The organism is Morganella sp. BCCO 40_0007, from assembly GCF_032989665.1.
Taxonomy (GTDB): Bacteria; Pseudomonadota; Gammaproteobacteria; order Enterobacterales; family Enterobacteriaceae; genus Morganella; species Morganella sibonii.
Genome location: NZ_JAVBIN010000002.1, coordinates 67226 through 81277, shown reverse-complemented (window position 1 = coordinate 81277; position 14052 = coordinate 67226). Strand labels below are relative to the sequence as shown.

At 45.7% G+C, this 14052-nt stretch carries 16 protein-coding genes; 9 read left to right on the top strand and 7 right to left on the bottom strand.

All coding sequences use genetic code 11. From position 1 onward, the window contains the following. Together R5268_RS02430 and R5268_RS02425 are read left to right on the top strand one after the other, a co-directional pair. On the top strand, positions 1 to 453 hold the full coding sequence (locus R5268_RS02430; protein ID WP_317418748.1) for a GNAT family N-acetyltransferase: 453 nt from the start codon (positions 1 to 3) through the stop codon (positions 451 to 453). Between the two features lie 154 nt (positions 454 to 607). Next, the gene (locus R5268_RS02425) at positions 608 to 898 is read left to right on the top strand and encodes a DUF5339 domain-containing protein (RefSeq protein WP_046892599.1); all 291 of its coding nucleotides are present in this window, start codon (positions 608 to 610) and stop codon (positions 896 to 898) included. A 50-nt stretch (positions 899 to 948) separates the two neighbouring features. Here R5268_RS02425 and R5268_RS02420 read toward each other — a convergent pair whose 3' ends face one another. Beyond that, on the bottom strand, positions 949 to 1611 hold the full coding sequence (locus tag R5268_RS02420; RefSeq protein WP_054426224.1) for an HAD family hydrolase: 663 nt from the start codon (positions 1609 to 1611) through the stop codon (positions 949 to 951). 161 nt (positions 1612 to 1772) lie between these two features. On the opposite strand from R5268_RS02420, the gene R5268_RS02415 reads away from it, so the two are divergent. From R5268_RS02415 to R5268_RS02405, 3 genes are read left to right on the top strand one after another with little or no spacing between them, the layout of a single operon-like run. Continuing rightward, a complete protein-coding gene (locus R5268_RS02415) occupies positions 1773 to 2264 on the top strand; it encodes a DUF523 domain-containing protein (RefSeq protein ID WP_317418749.1) in 492 nt (163 codons plus the stop codon). After that, on the top strand, positions 2261 to 2617 hold the full coding sequence (locus tag R5268_RS02410) for a glyoxalase/bleomycin resistance/dioxygenase family protein (RefSeq protein ID WP_218410659.1): 357 nt from the start codon (positions 2261 to 2263) through the stop codon (positions 2615 to 2617). The genes R5268_RS02415 and R5268_RS02410 overlap by 4 nt, the downstream gene beginning before the upstream one ends. Positions 2618 to 2640: 23 nt before the next feature. Further along, on the top strand, positions 2641 to 3378 hold the full coding sequence (locus R5268_RS02405) for a phosphatase (protein ID WP_218455596.1): 738 nt from the start codon (positions 2641 to 2643) through the stop codon (positions 3376 to 3378). 208 nt (positions 3379 to 3586) lie between these two features. Here the strand turns inward: R5268_RS02405 and R5268_RS02400 are convergent, their stop codons facing one another. From R5268_RS02400 to R5268_RS02375, 6 genes are all read right to left on the bottom strand, one after another. Next, positions 3587 to 4366 (bottom strand): creatininase family protein, encoded by a 780-nt coding sequence (locus tag R5268_RS02400; RefSeq protein WP_052927252.1) that lies wholly within the window; start codon positions 4364 to 4366, stop codon positions 3587 to 3589. Next, positions 4366 to 5772 carry a purine-cytosine permease family protein gene (locus R5268_RS02395; protein ID WP_046892595.1) on the bottom strand — a complete coding sequence of 469 codons (1407 nt, stop codon included), beginning with the start codon at positions 5770 to 5772 and terminating at the stop codon, positions 4366 to 4368. Before R5268_RS02395 ends, R5268_RS02400 begins: the two co-directional genes overlap by 1 nt. 278 nt (positions 5773 to 6050) lie before the next feature. Further along, positions 6051 to 6863 (bottom strand): DUF2145 domain-containing protein, encoded by an 813-nt coding sequence (locus R5268_RS02390; RefSeq protein ID WP_317418750.1) that lies wholly within the window; start codon positions 6861 to 6863, stop codon positions 6051 to 6053. A gap of 1 nt (position 6864) precedes the next feature. Further along, complete coding sequence (locus R5268_RS02385; RefSeq protein ID WP_317418751.1) at positions 6865 to 7305, bottom strand: STM0539 family protein; 441 nt, start codon at positions 7303 to 7305, stop codon at positions 6865 to 6867. 15 nt (positions 7306 to 7320) lie between these two features. After that, the gene (locus R5268_RS02380; protein ID WP_107678307.1) at positions 7321 to 7830 is read right to left on the bottom strand and encodes a DUF2569 domain-containing protein; all 510 of its coding nucleotides are present in this window, start codon (positions 7828 to 7830) and stop codon (positions 7321 to 7323) included. 36 nt (positions 7831 to 7866) lie between these two features. Then, positions 7867 to 8370 (bottom strand): GNAT family N-acetyltransferase, encoded by a 504-nt coding sequence (locus R5268_RS02375; protein WP_107678450.1) that lies wholly within the window; start codon positions 8368 to 8370, stop codon positions 7867 to 7869. A 357-nt stretch (positions 8371 to 8727) separates the two neighbouring features. On the opposite strand from R5268_RS02375, the gene R5268_RS02370 reads away from it, so the two are divergent. The 4 genes from R5268_RS02370 (at position 8728) to R5268_RS02355 (ending at position 13990) form a co-directional block, all read left to right on the top strand. Beyond that, positions 8728 to 9255: a histidine phosphatase family protein gene (locus R5268_RS02370; RefSeq protein ID WP_317418752.1), complete on the top strand. Its 528-nt coding sequence runs from the start codon at positions 8728 to 8730 to the stop codon at positions 9253 to 9255. A gap of 866 nt (positions 9256 to 10121) precedes the next feature. Continuing rightward, positions 10122 to 10640: a fimbrial protein gene (locus R5268_RS02365; RefSeq protein WP_107678309.1), complete on the top strand. Its 519-nt coding sequence runs from the start codon at positions 10122 to 10124 to the stop codon at positions 10638 to 10640. A gap of 59 nt (positions 10641 to 10699) precedes the next feature. Next, complete coding sequence (locus R5268_RS02360; RefSeq protein ID WP_218455326.1) at positions 10700 to 11374, top strand: molecular chaperone; 675 nt, start codon at positions 10700 to 10702, stop codon at positions 11372 to 11374. Positions 11375 to 11425: 51 nt separating this feature from the next. Beyond that, entirely contained in the window at positions 11426 to 13990 is a 2565-nt protein-coding gene (locus tag R5268_RS02355) for a fimbria/pilus outer membrane usher protein (RefSeq protein ID WP_317418753.1), read from the top strand. The last annotated feature ends 62 nt before the right edge of the window (positions 13991 to 14052 follow it).

The following is a 14052-nucleotide window of genomic DNA, read 5'->3' as shown; positions in this document are numbered from 1 at the left end:
ATGACACATAACAGAACGGCCGGGGCGTTCGTCCCGGCAACAGAACAGGATCTTGCGCAGCTGATCGCCCTTGACACTATTGCAGCACAGGAGCCGCAGCGTCGTGAGGCGATCGGCGGCTGGATTGAACAGAACGTTTGTTTTGTGACACGGTATGAAGGGAAAATTGCCGGTTATGGCGTGCTGCATTATCACTTTTTCGGCTGCGGATTTATTGAGTTACTGATGGTCGCTCCCGCACTGCGCGGGCAGGGGATCGGCAGCTCATTACTGGCGGCATTGCAGCAGCAGTGCCGGACAGAAAAACTGTTTACCTCGGTGAATGCCTCGAATACCGGCATGCAGGCGCTGTTGTTGCGTCAGGGCTTTGTGCTCAGCGGTCAGGTGGATAATCTTGATGACGATGATCCGGAATTATTTTATTTCCGCAGGCTGAACAGAGAAAATAAATAATCATCAATAATATTAATTGTTACTGATGTGTAAACTATTTCTCCGTATATATTATCCTCTTTATGGTAATGCTAATTAAGAGAAAACTGATAGTCCGTAAAATTGTTAATGATTACATTACAGTCTCAATAACAATGGATTAAAGGGATTTTTAATGAAAAAGTTAATTATGGCTGCCGGGTTATTATCACTTTCTTCAGTTGCATTTTCTGCCCAGTTATCTTCTGCCTGTGAAGATTACTTTAAACAGGTTGATGAGTATGTTGACCTGTTATCCAAAAATGATGCAATGAAAGGCCAGATTGATACCATGAAACAGCAGTATGCTGATTCTAAAAAACAGTTTATGCAATTACCTGCGGATGCTCAGGATACAGCCTGTAAGCAGGGTCTTGATGCGTTAGCGCAGGCTAAGACAATGATGGAACAGCAAATGGCAAAATAACAGCCGCTGTTATTTTTGACGGGCTGTATGATACAGCCCGTTTTTGCTTTTCAGCGGGATGAAAACTGTTTGCGGCGTTTTTCATATTTCGCCGGATTGCGGTGAAAATGACGCCAGTGAGGCTCTCCGGCGGCATACAGCAATTCATAATCCCCGCGTGAATCCCCCCAGGCCCGCATATGGTAGGCGGATAAATCACCGTAAACCTGTTGCAGCCGGGCAATTTTCTGTCCGCAACGGCAGTTATTGCCGTTGATTTTCCCGGTCAGAATACCGTCTTTCTCTTCCAGCTGAGTACCGATAAGTTTGATCCCCAGCCGCTCAGTAAACGGCCGCAGCACCAGCTCAGGTGATGCGGAACAAAGAGTGACTTCCGCACCCGATGCAATCTCTGCCGCCACCGCCTGCAAACCTTCCGGACGCATCATCTTATGCCAGTAACGCTCACAAAATTCCTGTGCTTTCTTTTCCACCCAGCGGGCATCAGTACCGGTCAGAAAGGTGGTGATCAGCACTTCTTTCAGTTCATCACGGGTCAGTTTGCGTGAAAAGCAACGCAGCGTCGGCAGCACCAGACGCAGCATCCGCAGGGAAAACACACGTTTCCCGAACGCAAAACGCAGGAAGGGAACAAAGCTGTCCCGGCGGGTCAGTGTGCCGTCAAAATCAAAAACGGATAAGACCGGTTTTTCTGACGGGGATGGTGCGTGCATAACGGGGTATACTCCGGTTAAATAGGTGATCGTGCAGAGTTTAGCATTTTTTCAGGCAAAAGGAGATATCTGCCCGGCTTGTTCCGTTTTCATAAATTATTTACTATCAGGTGATTGATTATCACTATCTGAATTATACCGGTAACCTCTGAGAGAGCGCGATGATTGCAATCAGTGCCTGCCTGGCAGGCGAAGCCGTCCGTTACGATGGCAGCCATAAATTATATGCCCCGCTGAAAGCCTTGCAGAACAGCGGCATGGCCGTTCCGGTATGTCCGGAAATCCTCGGCGGCCTGCCGGTACCCCGCGCTCCGGCGGAAATCACCGGCGGTGAGGGTTGTGATGTCTGGGCGGGTACCGCCCGGGTCACCGGCAGAGACGGCGAAGATGTCACTGATGCCTTTAAGCAGGGCGCACTGCGGGCGCTTGAGTATCTGAAACAGCGGAATATCACGCATGTGATTCTGAAAGCTGACAGCCCGTCCTGCGGCAGCGGCCGAATCTACAGTGGTGGATTTGACGACTCACTGAAATCCGGTAACGGTGTGGCAACCGCACTGTTTGAGGCAAACGGAATCACTGTCTGGCATGAAGACCATCCGGCGCTGTCCGGACTGATCGGACAACTGCTTCAGAACGGTAATAACGGATGATAACCCTGACGCCCGCCAGCGTGTTAATCCACGTTCCGGATGTGGCCGCAGGGCTGGCCTGGTATCAGCGGGCTTTTCCTCAGGCAGAGGTGCGTTACCTGCCGGAATTTGATTTTACCCTGTTATGCCTGCCCGGTTTTAACCTCGAGATTGTACAGGCCGATGACAAAGTCAGTAACGGGAAGCGGGGCACAGTACTGTACTGGCAGACAGACAGCCTCACACAGGCTCTGTCGCATTTTGAATCCCTTGGTGCCCGGTTATATCGGGGGCCGTTAAGCATTGAGAGCGGATTACGGATGTGTCAGGTTGAAGATCCGTTTCAGAATCTGATAGGGTTAAGAGGCGTTTAGCCGCAGAAAAGGAGAGCAGAGTGATATATCCGGTTGATTTACATGCCCATACAGTTGCCAGTACTCATGCTTACAGTACCGTGCGTGAATATTTTACGGAAGCCGCGGAAAAAGGCATAACCCTGTTTGCGATCACCGATCACGGCCCTGACATGGCTGACGGGCCGCATCCGTGGCATTTTTCCAATATGCCGGTTCTGCCGCGTATGATTAACGGCGCGGGGCTGCTGTACGGTATTGAGGCTAATATTAAAAATCAGGCCGGAGAGACTGACTGCACAGATAAAATGGCGCAGCAGCTGGATATTATTCTCGCCGGTTTTCACGAACCGGTGTTGCCGCCGCAGGGGCAGGCAGCCAATACTGAAGCGATGATCGCCACTATCCGCAGCGGAAAAGTGCAGATTATCACCCACCCCGGAAACCCGAAATACCCGCTGGATATTCAGGCAGTAGTACAGACAGCGAAAGAGTCTAATGTGGCACTGGAGATGAATAACTCCTCATTTCTGCACTCACGGGCGGGCAGTGAGAAAAATTGCCGCGCGATTGCCGAAGCAGTGCGTGACCACGGCGGCTGGATTTCTCTGGGATCGGATTCCCACTACGCCGGGTATCTGGGTAACTTTGAGCGGGTGGTGACTATGCTGCGGGAAATTGAGTTTCCGGAAGCGCGTATCCTGAATGTCACACCGCGCCGGGTGCTGGATTTCCTGGAATCACACGGACGTCCGCCGATCCCGGAATTTGCCGGGCTCTGAAAAACGCTCCGCATTGCGGGGCGCCGGGCCGTTGACAAACCCGCAGGGATTGGCGACGACCGACAGAGTTTGTAAAAATAAACCAGGAAAATCAATTTATTGATTTTCGGCTGATAACACTTTCGTCTGATAACACAAAGCAGGAAAAACCACGTTTTATCCTGCTTTGTCAGCAATCTCACGCCCCGCATTACGGGGCTCTTACGCTTTACTTAGCGCGTAAATCGTAATTCCAGTTGGTTTTTTCCAGCGCTTCAATGCTTTCCACGACCAGGTCGGTCAGTGCATCCAGCATTTTTTCACCTTTCTCAATACTGGCGTAAGTCGGGTCGCCGGTGGCACCGGTGACAGAAACCTCCGTAATATCCCACATAATCTGCACATTATCACCGTGGCGGATACTGTCTTCCGGCATCTGGCGCACGGCTTTGCTCAGGTCACACAGGTCAGGACACACGGCGGCGGTAATCGAGGATTCGCCCTCGCCACCGTGTCCCAGGCCGTTCCATTCACGGAAGAAATTCTCCCCGAGACGGCTGCCGAGCACTGACCACCAGGCCGGCAGGAACGCAAAGACCACATCTTTATGACGCGCTTTGACATTCCGCTGCGCGATATCCAGTGACGGAATGTTTCCGTCATGACCATTGAAGACAAAAATATGTTTAATGCCGTACTGAATCAGACTTTCAAACATATCTTCCGCAATGGCAATCACCGTTTCAAAGCGGATATTAATCGCCATCGGCGTGCCGTTATAGTGTGCAGAGGTGCCGAACGGCACACCCGGCACCACAATAGTGCGTGACAGACGCTGTGCCGCCCGGCGGGCAACGGCTTCCGGCACAAACAGATCCGGTCCGAGCGGCAGGTGCGGTCCGTGGCTCTCGCAGCTGCCGAAAATCGTAATGGCGCTGTCAATCCCGCCCTTATCAAACAGATTTTTCAGCTCTTCGGTAGTGAATTCATTCAGATAGACTTTTTTCATTATGATCTCCCTGTTGCCGGTGAGGTGGCTTTTGCCGCCAGCAGCGGATGCAATATCAGATAAATAATAACGGTAAGAACTAATGCCAGCAGACCGGTCGGCCAGTCAGACAGAATATTATTCAGTGCCATGATCAGACCGGACGCCATCCCGGCCAGCGCACTGATCACCCCGGCATAGTTGTATTTCGGCTGGTGGTTGATCTGCGTGATATCGTAGCGGCATCTGCGGGTGATGTAGTAATCCGCCAGTAACGGCCCGGCCAGCGGTGGCGCCATAATGCCGAGATAGTTAATAAAATCAGCAAAGAAGATCTGATAGAAACCGATAGCGCCGAGAATGGTACCGATAATCCCGGTGGTCAGAATCAGAACGTTTTTATTGACCTTTATACCCGCGGAATCCAGCACCGGTCCGGTATAGAGTGAGTTACAGTAGAGTTCCGCATCATTGGTGGTCCACAGTGACAGTGTCCAGGTGATCACGCCGAGCAGGGCCAGCAGGAAACTTTTCTCAATCATCCAGGTAATATAGTTCGGCATTCCGACCGTCATGGTGCCGATATAACCGACCACGTTGAGCAGCGGATTGGTAAAGATAAAACAGGCGGCCGATCCCCAGAATACCGCAGAGATACTTTTATTAAAGCGGAACAGATCCACGCCCATCACCGCCCCGGCAATCCAGCTGCCGACGACCATGGTGATGGCGGTGGACAACATCAGCCCTTCATTACGGTTAGAGTTTTCGATAAAAACAGATAACCCGCCGCCCTCCTGCAACATGGCATAGCCGGTGATAACGGCGATGATCATAATAATCGGGGAAACCGGAATGGCGATAATTTCCAGCCCTTTCATGCCGTGCAGTGAGGTGTAAGTAAACAGCAGACCGGCGACGACACAGGAAAGAAAGACTTCCAGGGTGATCGGCACACCGTTATAGCCGTGTTCTGCCGGGTTAAATACGATGATCCCGCTGGGATTTCCCAGGAACGTTCCCCAGATATCCCCGACCATGCCGGTGATCGCGGCAAACCAGCCGAGCGTCAGCAGTCCCATCGCTATCATCGGCAGGTTCGCACCGAATCGGCCATAAGAAAACCGGCTGATCAGCGCCAGACTCAGCCCGGTGCGCTGCGCCATAATGCCGAGCAGCGAGGTGAGGATAAACAGCAATCCCATACCAATGGCGATAGCCAGCAGTGCCATCGGGAATGACATCCCCGGCCCGCCGTTGGCTCCGGCCAGTGCGCCGCCGATAAATAATCCTGTTGCCACATAACCGAAGCCTATCCAGACAAGTACCTGTTTCCAGGTCTCGCGGCGGTGTGTCATCGGTATGGGCGTAAACATAAAATCATGGTCATGCGCCGGTGGCGCGGATGACGTTTCGTGTTTGCTCATGGTATTTCCCCTGTCTTGCGTGGTGTTGGCAGTTGCCGCTGAATGTATTATTAAAATAAAAGGCCATGCTCTTGTTATGATTTATTATTAGCCTGATAAAGTAATTGTTGGCAACTAAATTAATGAAAATAAAAGGAAAAGAAATTTTAATATAACGGACAGGTTGACGGTAAAAACGGGGAAGAAAATCATATAAACGGGAGGGGGAACAAAAAAACGACGAAAAATGCTGTCACCGGAAGTGATGACAGCAGGATATAAAATAAGCGGTGTGCTAATTATTCCGGCAGCGGCACCATACAAACGGCACTGCCGAAGCTGCCGTGACTGCACTCGACACGAAATTTCCCGTAACGGCTGAGAAACCCGAGCAGGCTGTCGCCGGAGTTAAACGTGACAATCCCGGTCACCGGCTGCCCGTCAGTGGACATGTGCGGCATCAGACTGTCCGCCAGTGCCCGTTTGACCAGGCCGGCCTCGGCGGAAGAGCCGATATAGAATTCTGATTTCAGCCAGTTCACTCCGGCAGAAACCGAATTCACGCCCGGGGAGCGGGCGGCGGCAAACACCATCAGCACCCAGCCGTTGGAGTTCTGGCTGTCGGTTGCAAACGGATGTGCCACCATATTGTAATCCGGATTATGCAGGGCTTTGCGCAGGTCCGGATCACGCAGAACTCTCAGCAACTGCGATTGCAAGGCTGGCGGAAAATGCAGGGTGGCGATGGTATTTCCGGCAAGATCATCATCAATAAACTGATAAAGCCCCTGGATCCACAGTTCAGACTGTGCGGTACCGCAGGTGTTGAGATTGTGATACACCCGCCAGGTGCCGTTTCTTTCCCGTACGGCATAACCGGCATGGGAAAAACTCAGCCCGTAGTCACTCAGCGCCTGACCCTGACGAACCAGCAGGACGACCCGGTCGCCCTGTTTCTCCAGCCAGTCATTCAGCACTTTGGCTTGTGCGGTACGCTGTGCGGCTTCCTGCGGCGAGGGCGGGGATTTATCCGCACAGTTCTGACTGCCGCTGTATGCAAGGCCGGACGCAGTAAGCAGGGCAGCTGCAAAAACGGTTTTCAGCAGTCGCATATTAAGGCATCTTCTCCTGATGGGTTAATTCACGATCGTCCTGTGTCACCATATGGGAAATAATTTTTCCGTCCTTTTTCAGATAAGCCCCCGGGCCTTTTTCCGCCGGTTCCAGAGTCAGCTTATCACCCGGATTCACCGGATTTTTCTCCAGTTTTTCGGTGGCGACCAGCAGGGCGACATCTTCATTTTTATCAGTTTTACCGGTGATTGTGGTGACTTTTTCTTTCTTATTATTTTCCACAGACTCCGCACTCAGCTGAGCCGGTAAAATGATCGGTGATAAAATGGCACCGCTTATCATCACCGAACTGTAGACACTGCCCGCACTACTGAGTACCGCAGTCGATAAATAAGGATTATCCGGCAATTTGCCTGCATTGGCAGGCAGTGTAACCAGCGTGGCGGCACATAATACGGCCGGAAAAATAAACTTATTCATGCTGTTTCCCTTAATTTAATGAATAAAGGTTCTTTTGACCCGCTCAGATACCAGGAAATACGAGATCCAGATGATAGCGTAAATGACCAATCTTATCAGCGGATAATAGAGAGTGAAGTCCACATTAACATCCAGCAGATTAACCAGCACTATTTCCTGAATGGCTTCCGAGGCGATAGCAAAAAGAATAAAGGCAATAAACAGCTTCGGCAGATAACGGGAGAGCCTGAAGAAATAATACAGCGTTGTCAGTATCAGCAGCATGGTCAGTATGGTAAAAGCAATATTAATATACATGACCTGCAATACGCGGTCAGGAATAAACCCCGCATTTTGCTGATATAAATCATACCACTCACTCAGCGAGTAACCACCTGCACCCAGTGATAAAAAGAGGGTAATTAACGGCAGCCACAGCCAGCCGCCGATCCGCGACATCCGTTTTTCCGCGCACTCATCACAATATTCCGCGTACTGCGGTATCTCTTTTTCCCCGCACTGAATACAAACCCATTTTTGTTCCATAACGTATTTCCGTTTTAATTTTTCCGGGTTACCCGGTTATTTGGGCTGATTGTTTATCCTGCTCATCAGGACCGCATCCACATAACGTCCGTCGCGGAATGCATAATCACGGGCAATGCCTTCGCGCTGAAAACCGAATTTTTCATACAAAGACAGACCGTCAGGATTATTGGCAAATACCTCTAATTCAATACGGCGGATACCCAGCCAGTTATCGCAATAATCAATCATCGCCTGCATTAATGCACTGCCGACTCCCTGGCGCCGGTAGCTTTTATCTACCGTAATACCAAAACTCACCACATGGCGGCGGCGGGGATTGCTGTTCTGATTAATGACCAGCAGCCCGGCTACGGCACTGTCAATAACCGCCACCAAACGGGTCGCGGACTGATCACTCTGACTCATTCGTTGTTCCCAGAATTTCCGTGAGGTATACGGCATCTGTAAGGTATTGGCATACGCTGTAAAATCCTGATGCATATCAAACAGTACTGCGGCATCCGACGGCTCGGCTAAACGGATGGTGATTTGACGCATAAATAATATCCCTTGTGTAATACGATTGTATTTCCTTATTAATGGCACCGATACAGTGTATCCGTCAACGTGATAAAAAGCCTGAGCGGGAAAGCGAAAATGAAGTCACCGTGTTTTTCCCTGTTATTTTCTTTTTCACGGATCAAACTGACTGAGAATGAAAGACGGCGGTAAAACAGGCGGGGTAACATACTGACATAAGACGGAAAGTACGGTTTCTCTGAAAAGTAAAAATTTACGCAAAAAAGTAGGCTAACCGCCGGCGGGCGATTACACTGAATCTTTCCGGAAACAAAAGGGATTGTCATGGACAATCGGTTTCTTAAATCTGTGTTCCGCAAATCAGGTATCAGCCGGATGACTCATTCAGTACAGACACTGGTTTTTCTGCGTCACGGCGAAAAACCGGATAATGACAGCGGCCAGTTAACCGGCAAAGGATTAAACCGCGCACTGGCTCTGGCGGATCTTCTTATTTCCCGTTACGGCAGGGCAGATGCGCTGTACGCCGCGGCACCGAAACAAAGTAAGCTTGGTAACTCTCTGCGTTCTCTTCAGACCATCACACCGGTGGCCATCCGTTTATCTCTGCCGGTTCATCTGGAATTTCACGCCAAAGAAACCAAAGCACTGCGCGATGCATTGCTGGATAAAACACATCACCGGCATACGGTGTTTGTGGTCTGGGAACATGACAATCTGGTGAAGGTGGTAAGGGATATTCTGAAGCAAACCGGCGGAGATTATTCATACATGCCTGTCTGGGCCCGCGATGATTTTGACAGCCTGTGGGTTCTGACAATTACCAGAGAGGAACAGGATATCAGTATTGCATTCTCTCAGGAAAAACAGGGACTGAACAATCTGAAAGATTATTATTCCTGAGTAGAGTGGGTTCTCTGCTATTTATTGATATAAATATGAATAAAATTATTTTCATTCTTTAAAATAAAAAAGGATGAAAAATAACAGTAAGGCCGTGCCACAGTGTAAAATTACTTATTTATTACGTAATTCGGGTGCGGTTTTGATTCCTTTTACAGATGAGAAAAATCTCAATAATAGAGATGGTTGGTCAGTATTTTATAATATTCCTGTCTGAATTCCTCACGTATAAAAAATCCTGTGCAGTTATTATGCGGATAAAGTAAAATTAAATGAAGTCAATTTAATTTAACTCTGGGTTACTCTTCCTGATTATTATTTCAATATTATGCATTTATGCTGTTTGTCAATTTTCGTCTAAAGATATTTACTTGGTTTTCGTTATTTGTCGGTATTTTGTTTTCATTTTAAATCAATGGGTTATTGTTTGATTGCTCATCAGATAAGAGTATTTTATTAGTAGTATCATTAATGTAAGGATTAAGCATGATATTTATCAATAATTGGGTTTTTAGTTATTAAAACATACATTCATTAAATTTATTTAATATTAATGCAATTGTGAAGTATGAATACGATACGCATTAAATTATTCTGGACTGACGAAAAATATAAATTATAGTGTTTGCGCAGTGTGCAGAGTTTGTTAAAAAATATATTCTTTCTGCATGCGAAGATTTATAGCAGGAATCTTAATTAAGAACGAAATACGTAAAAATAATAGGTTTTAATTTAATTTTTTCAGATGGAAAATTTGGAGTGCCAATATTTTAGTATACACAGTTAATGATTAGTTTACGGCTGATAGCCGAAATTAAAAATGGAGTTGTAAATTATTACTGTTAATTTCTATAAAAGGAAATATTATGAAAATTAAGTATGCTGTTTTACCAACTGCTATTGCCCTGTTATTCAGTGCTTCATCATTTGCTGACAATACCGGTAAAATTTTCTTTACCGGCTCAGTGAAGGCGCCTACATGTACAGTTAATAATGGCGCCAAGAATATTTATATTGACATGGGTGTTCACGAAACCGGTGAATTCCCTGCTATGTATACAATGGTTAAAAGTGATGAAAAAGTAATTCTTTCACTGACAGAATGTGATGGTAATACAGCAAATCTGGCGTTGACAGCGAATGAACGTGACGGTAACGATATAATTAAATTAAAAGACACGGCAAACAGTGCCAAAGGTCTGGGTATCGTGTTAGTTGATTCAGATACCAATACCTATCGTCAGGTAGATGGTACAGTTACCGGTAAAGCAATTGCCAACCGTGAAGCCACTTTTGAGTTTCAGCCGTACCTGGTCAGTCTTGCAGATGTAGTGACAGCAGGTCGCATTAATGCAACGGTAGATTATACTATTACCTATAACTAACAGATATATCTATTGCAGGGCAGATAATTCTGCCCTGTTAATTATCTTTAGGCGGAGTTATGATTAAATCAATTAAAATAGTTATACTTATCTTTTCATGTATATTTATTAATAACAGTTTTGCTGATATATCTCTGGGTTCGACGCGTATAGTTATCAGCGACGGAAAAAATGAAGGTAGTGTAAGTGCCCATAACAGAGATAAAATAAACTATCTTATTCAAAGCTGGGTTTTGGATGAAAATGATAAAGAAACTGATAAGTTTGCAATAACACCGCCATTATTTAAACTGGAAAGTAATACATCGAGCAGCCTCCGGGTTGTGATGGTTGGTGATTTGCCGGAAGATCGGGAATCGCTGTATTGGCTGAATGTAAAATTTATTCCTTCAACGGATAAAGATATAGATACAAATAAATTGACATTTGCCGTTAATAATAGAATTAAAGTTATTTACAGACCGAAATCATTATCTTTCTCTGAACCAGTGGAAGTGTTTAAAAGAGTTTCCGTCCGGTATGTTGATGGTAATATAGAATTTAAAAATCCGACAAAATACTTCATTAATATTAGTGAAGTCAAAGTTAATGATGTGATTTTAAAACCACCAAGTTATATAGAGCCTGAGTCTTCAGTGTTGGTTTCTGTAGGGAATAAAAAGAAGCCATCCAGGGTAGGGTATACATTAATTGATGATTTGGGAAAATTAAATCTGTTTCAGGCTGAATTGTGATTTTTAAATAAATTTTCTTTTCATGATAGGGATTTTCATGGAGATATTATTATGAAATCATCAGAAAGAACGTTGTCTTACAGTTCAATTCTGATTGTTGTGTTGTTTGGTGTTAACATTGCAAAAGCTGACGACTACTTTGATCCGGATTTCCTGACCAGCCCGTCGGGTGAGGCGCTTAATGTCGATTTATCTGCATTTGAAAAATCATCTTTTATACCCGGAACTTACCGGGTTGATGTCTATTTGAATGAAAAATATGTCAATACGCAGGAAATTCTGCTAAATCTTGATAAAAATACAAATAAACTACAGCCTTGCTTTTCAGATGTTCAATTAGCCGACTACGGAATAAAACCGGAATATTATTCATTATTAGACAAGTCCGGGGATTGTGTTAATTTGAGCGGGATTCCGGGAGCTGATGCTGAATTTAAAGGGAATATTGGCCGTTTATATCTCAGTATGCCACAGGTGGCTTTTGATCAGAAAGCGCTGGATATCAGGCAGGAGTTACTATGGAATGACGGCATTCCTTCAGTTTTCACTGATTACAGTTTTTCCGGTCTGCATATGGAGGATAGTAAAAACCACAGTTCAGATGATTCTCTTTATCTGAGTTTGCGTTCCGGAATAAATATCGGCAGCTGGCGCTACCGTAACAACAGTACCTGGAATAAAAATACAAATGGCTATCAAAAATGGGAAAGTCAGCTGAATTATATTGAACGTCCATTGCGAGCAATAAAAAGTAACGTTCTGGTTGGTGATAATTTTTCTGATTCAGATATTTTTAATAACGTAGCATTCCGTGGAATAAAACTATGGTCTGATGATCAGATGTATCCGCAATATGCCAGTATATATTCACCGACTATCACCGGTGTGGCAACAATAGATTCCACGATTGAAGTATATCAGAACGGGTATGTTATTTACCGGACTAATGTTCCCGCAGGGCCTTATGAGTTAACAGATGTTATTCCGCTGAACAGCGGAGAGAATTTGTATGTTGTCCGTAAAGGTGTTGATGGCAGTGAGTTCCGTTCCGTTGTTCCTTTTTCATCTCTGAATTTCATGCAGCGTAAAAGTCGCTATAAATACAGTATCACTGCTGGTGAGTACAGAATGAATCATTACAGGAATTCGGAGGGGACGGGTGATAAAACAAAATTCATGCAGACAGATGTATTTTACGGATTAACCGACAATACTACGGTTTTCGGTGGTGTGCAGACAGCATCCCGTTATCAGGCCTATGATGCCGGTCTTGGGATGAATATTCCGGTTATTGGTGCGGTAGCTGCGGATATTATGTTCACCAGAGCACGTCCGGATTTTATTGACAATATGGATGGCAGAGCATTTCGTTTTCGCTATTCAAAATCATTGGAAAGCACAGGCACAAATATTAGTTTCGCCGGATATCGTTATATGAGTGGTGATTATCTCACCATGACAGATATGTTTGATTATTACAGCGGTCAGGCCGATACGTCGGCATATCTGATGCGTAAAGGACAATTTGAACTGACAGTGACTCAGGATTTACCGGATGATTTTGGTACACTGAATGCGACAGTATCCCATCAGACCTATAATACATATTATAATAATGAAGAAAAAAGTACGGAATCCTATAATGTTGGTTATTCGAATATATTTGATGATATATCTCTGAATGTTAACTACGCATATTATAAGAATTCACTCAACAGAAAACGTTATGCAACAGATATATTTGAAACAGAACGTAATAATGACCATGTTATTTCTGTAAATATCAGTATTCCATTGCATGGCCGCTTTAAAGACCAGTGGGTAACTTATGGAGCATCGTATAACAAAGACGGGAACTTTGATAATTACGCAGGAATCGGCGGTGTCATTCTGGATGAAAAAAATCTCTCATGGAACGTTCAGCAGGGGTATGGGAATAAAGGGAACGGTAATTACGGCAGCGTGCACAGTAGGTATAAAGGGCGTTATGGCGATGTGAATGCCGGTTATTCTTATAAGAAAGACAATCAGCAGGTTTCTTATGGCCTGAGCGGCTCTCTTATTATGAGCGGGTACGGCGTCGTATTATCACGGCCGCTGGGTAATACTAACGGATTAATATATACACCGGGTGCAGAAGGTGTCCATATTATTAACAGTCCCGGTGTAGCAACAGACAGCTCGGGCCTGGCTGTCGTCTCTAATCTTATTCCCTACCGTAATAACATTATCCGTCTTGATAACCTGACCTTGCCGGAAAATGCTGAAATTGAAGCAACAATAAAAGAAATATATCCGACCCGTGGCGCAATTGTTTTAATTGATTATAAAACGACACTCGGAACAAAAATTCTGGTCACACTGCGGGACGAAGATGGTCAGCTGATTCCGTTTGGTGCTTATTCAGAAAATGAAAATGAAAATGAAAATGAAAATGACAATGAGCGCAGTTATGTCAGTAACTATGGACGGCTTTATCTCACTGGTGCAAAAGATAAAAATGATATCCGGGTTACCTGGGGAGATAAGAATCAGTATCAATGCAGTTTTTCTTATGATATTGACGGAAAACGAAAAGTAAATGGATTTTATATTTTCGATACAGTTTGCCGCTGACCGGAATATGACAATACCGGCAGATACTGCCGGTAAATAGCATTAAGTGAGGTTATGATGAT

Bases quoted from the DNA above. Each gene is read 5' to 3' on its own strand.
- R5268_RS02415 (WP_317418749.1), top strand. From the start codon at position 1,773: ATGATTGCAATCAGTGCCTGCCTGGCAGGCGAAGCCGTCCGTTACGAT.
- R5268_RS02390 (WP_317418750.1), bottom strand. From the start codon at position 6,863: ATGCGACTGCTGAAAACCGTTTTTGCAGCTGCCCTGCTTACTGCGTCC.
- R5268_RS02370 (WP_317418752.1), top strand. From the start codon at position 8,728: ATGACTCATTCAGTACAGACACTGGTTTTTCTGCGTCACGGCGAAAAA.
- R5268_RS02375 (WP_107678450.1), bottom strand. From the start codon at position 8,370: ATGCGTCAAATCACCATCCGTTTAGCCGAGCCGTCGGATGCCGCAGTA.
- R5268_RS02365 (WP_107678309.1), top strand. From the start codon at position 10,122: ATGAAAATTAAGTATGCTGTTTTACCAACTGCTATTGCCCTGTTATTC.
- R5268_RS02430 (WP_317418748.1), top strand. From the start codon at position 1: ATGACACATAACAGAACGGCCGGGGCGTTCGTCCCGGCAACAGAACAG.
- R5268_RS02380 (WP_107678307.1), bottom strand. From the start codon at position 7,830: ATGGAACAAAAATGGGTTTGTATTCAGTGCGGGGAAAAAGAGATACCG.
- R5268_RS02425 (WP_046892599.1), top strand. From the start codon at position 608: ATGAAAAAGTTAATTATGGCTGCCGGGTTATTATCACTTTCTTCAGTT.
- R5268_RS02385 (WP_317418751.1), bottom strand. From the start codon at position 7,305: ATGAATAAGTTTATTTTTCCGGCCGTATTATGTGCCGCCACGCTGGTT.
- R5268_RS02400 (WP_052927252.1), bottom strand. From the start codon at position 4,366: ATGAAAAAAGTCTATCTGAATGAATTCACTACCGAAGAGCTGAAAAAT.
- R5268_RS02410 (WP_218410659.1), top strand. From the start codon at position 2,261: ATGATAACCCTGACGCCCGCCAGCGTGTTAATCCACGTTCCGGATGTG.
- R5268_RS02420 (WP_054426224.1), bottom strand. From the start codon at position 1,611: ATGCACGCACCATCCCCGTCAGAAAAACCGGTCTTATCCGTTTTTGAT.
- R5268_RS02360 (WP_218455326.1), top strand. From the start codon at position 10,700: ATGATTAAATCAATTAAAATAGTTATACTTATCTTTTCATGTATATTT.
- R5268_RS02395 (WP_046892595.1), bottom strand. From the start codon at position 5,772: ATGAGCAAACACGAAACGTCATCCGCGCCACCGGCGCATGACCATGAT.
- R5268_RS02355 (WP_317418753.1), top strand. From the start codon at position 11,426: ATGAAATCATCAGAAAGAACGTTGTCTTACAGTTCAATTCTGATTGTT.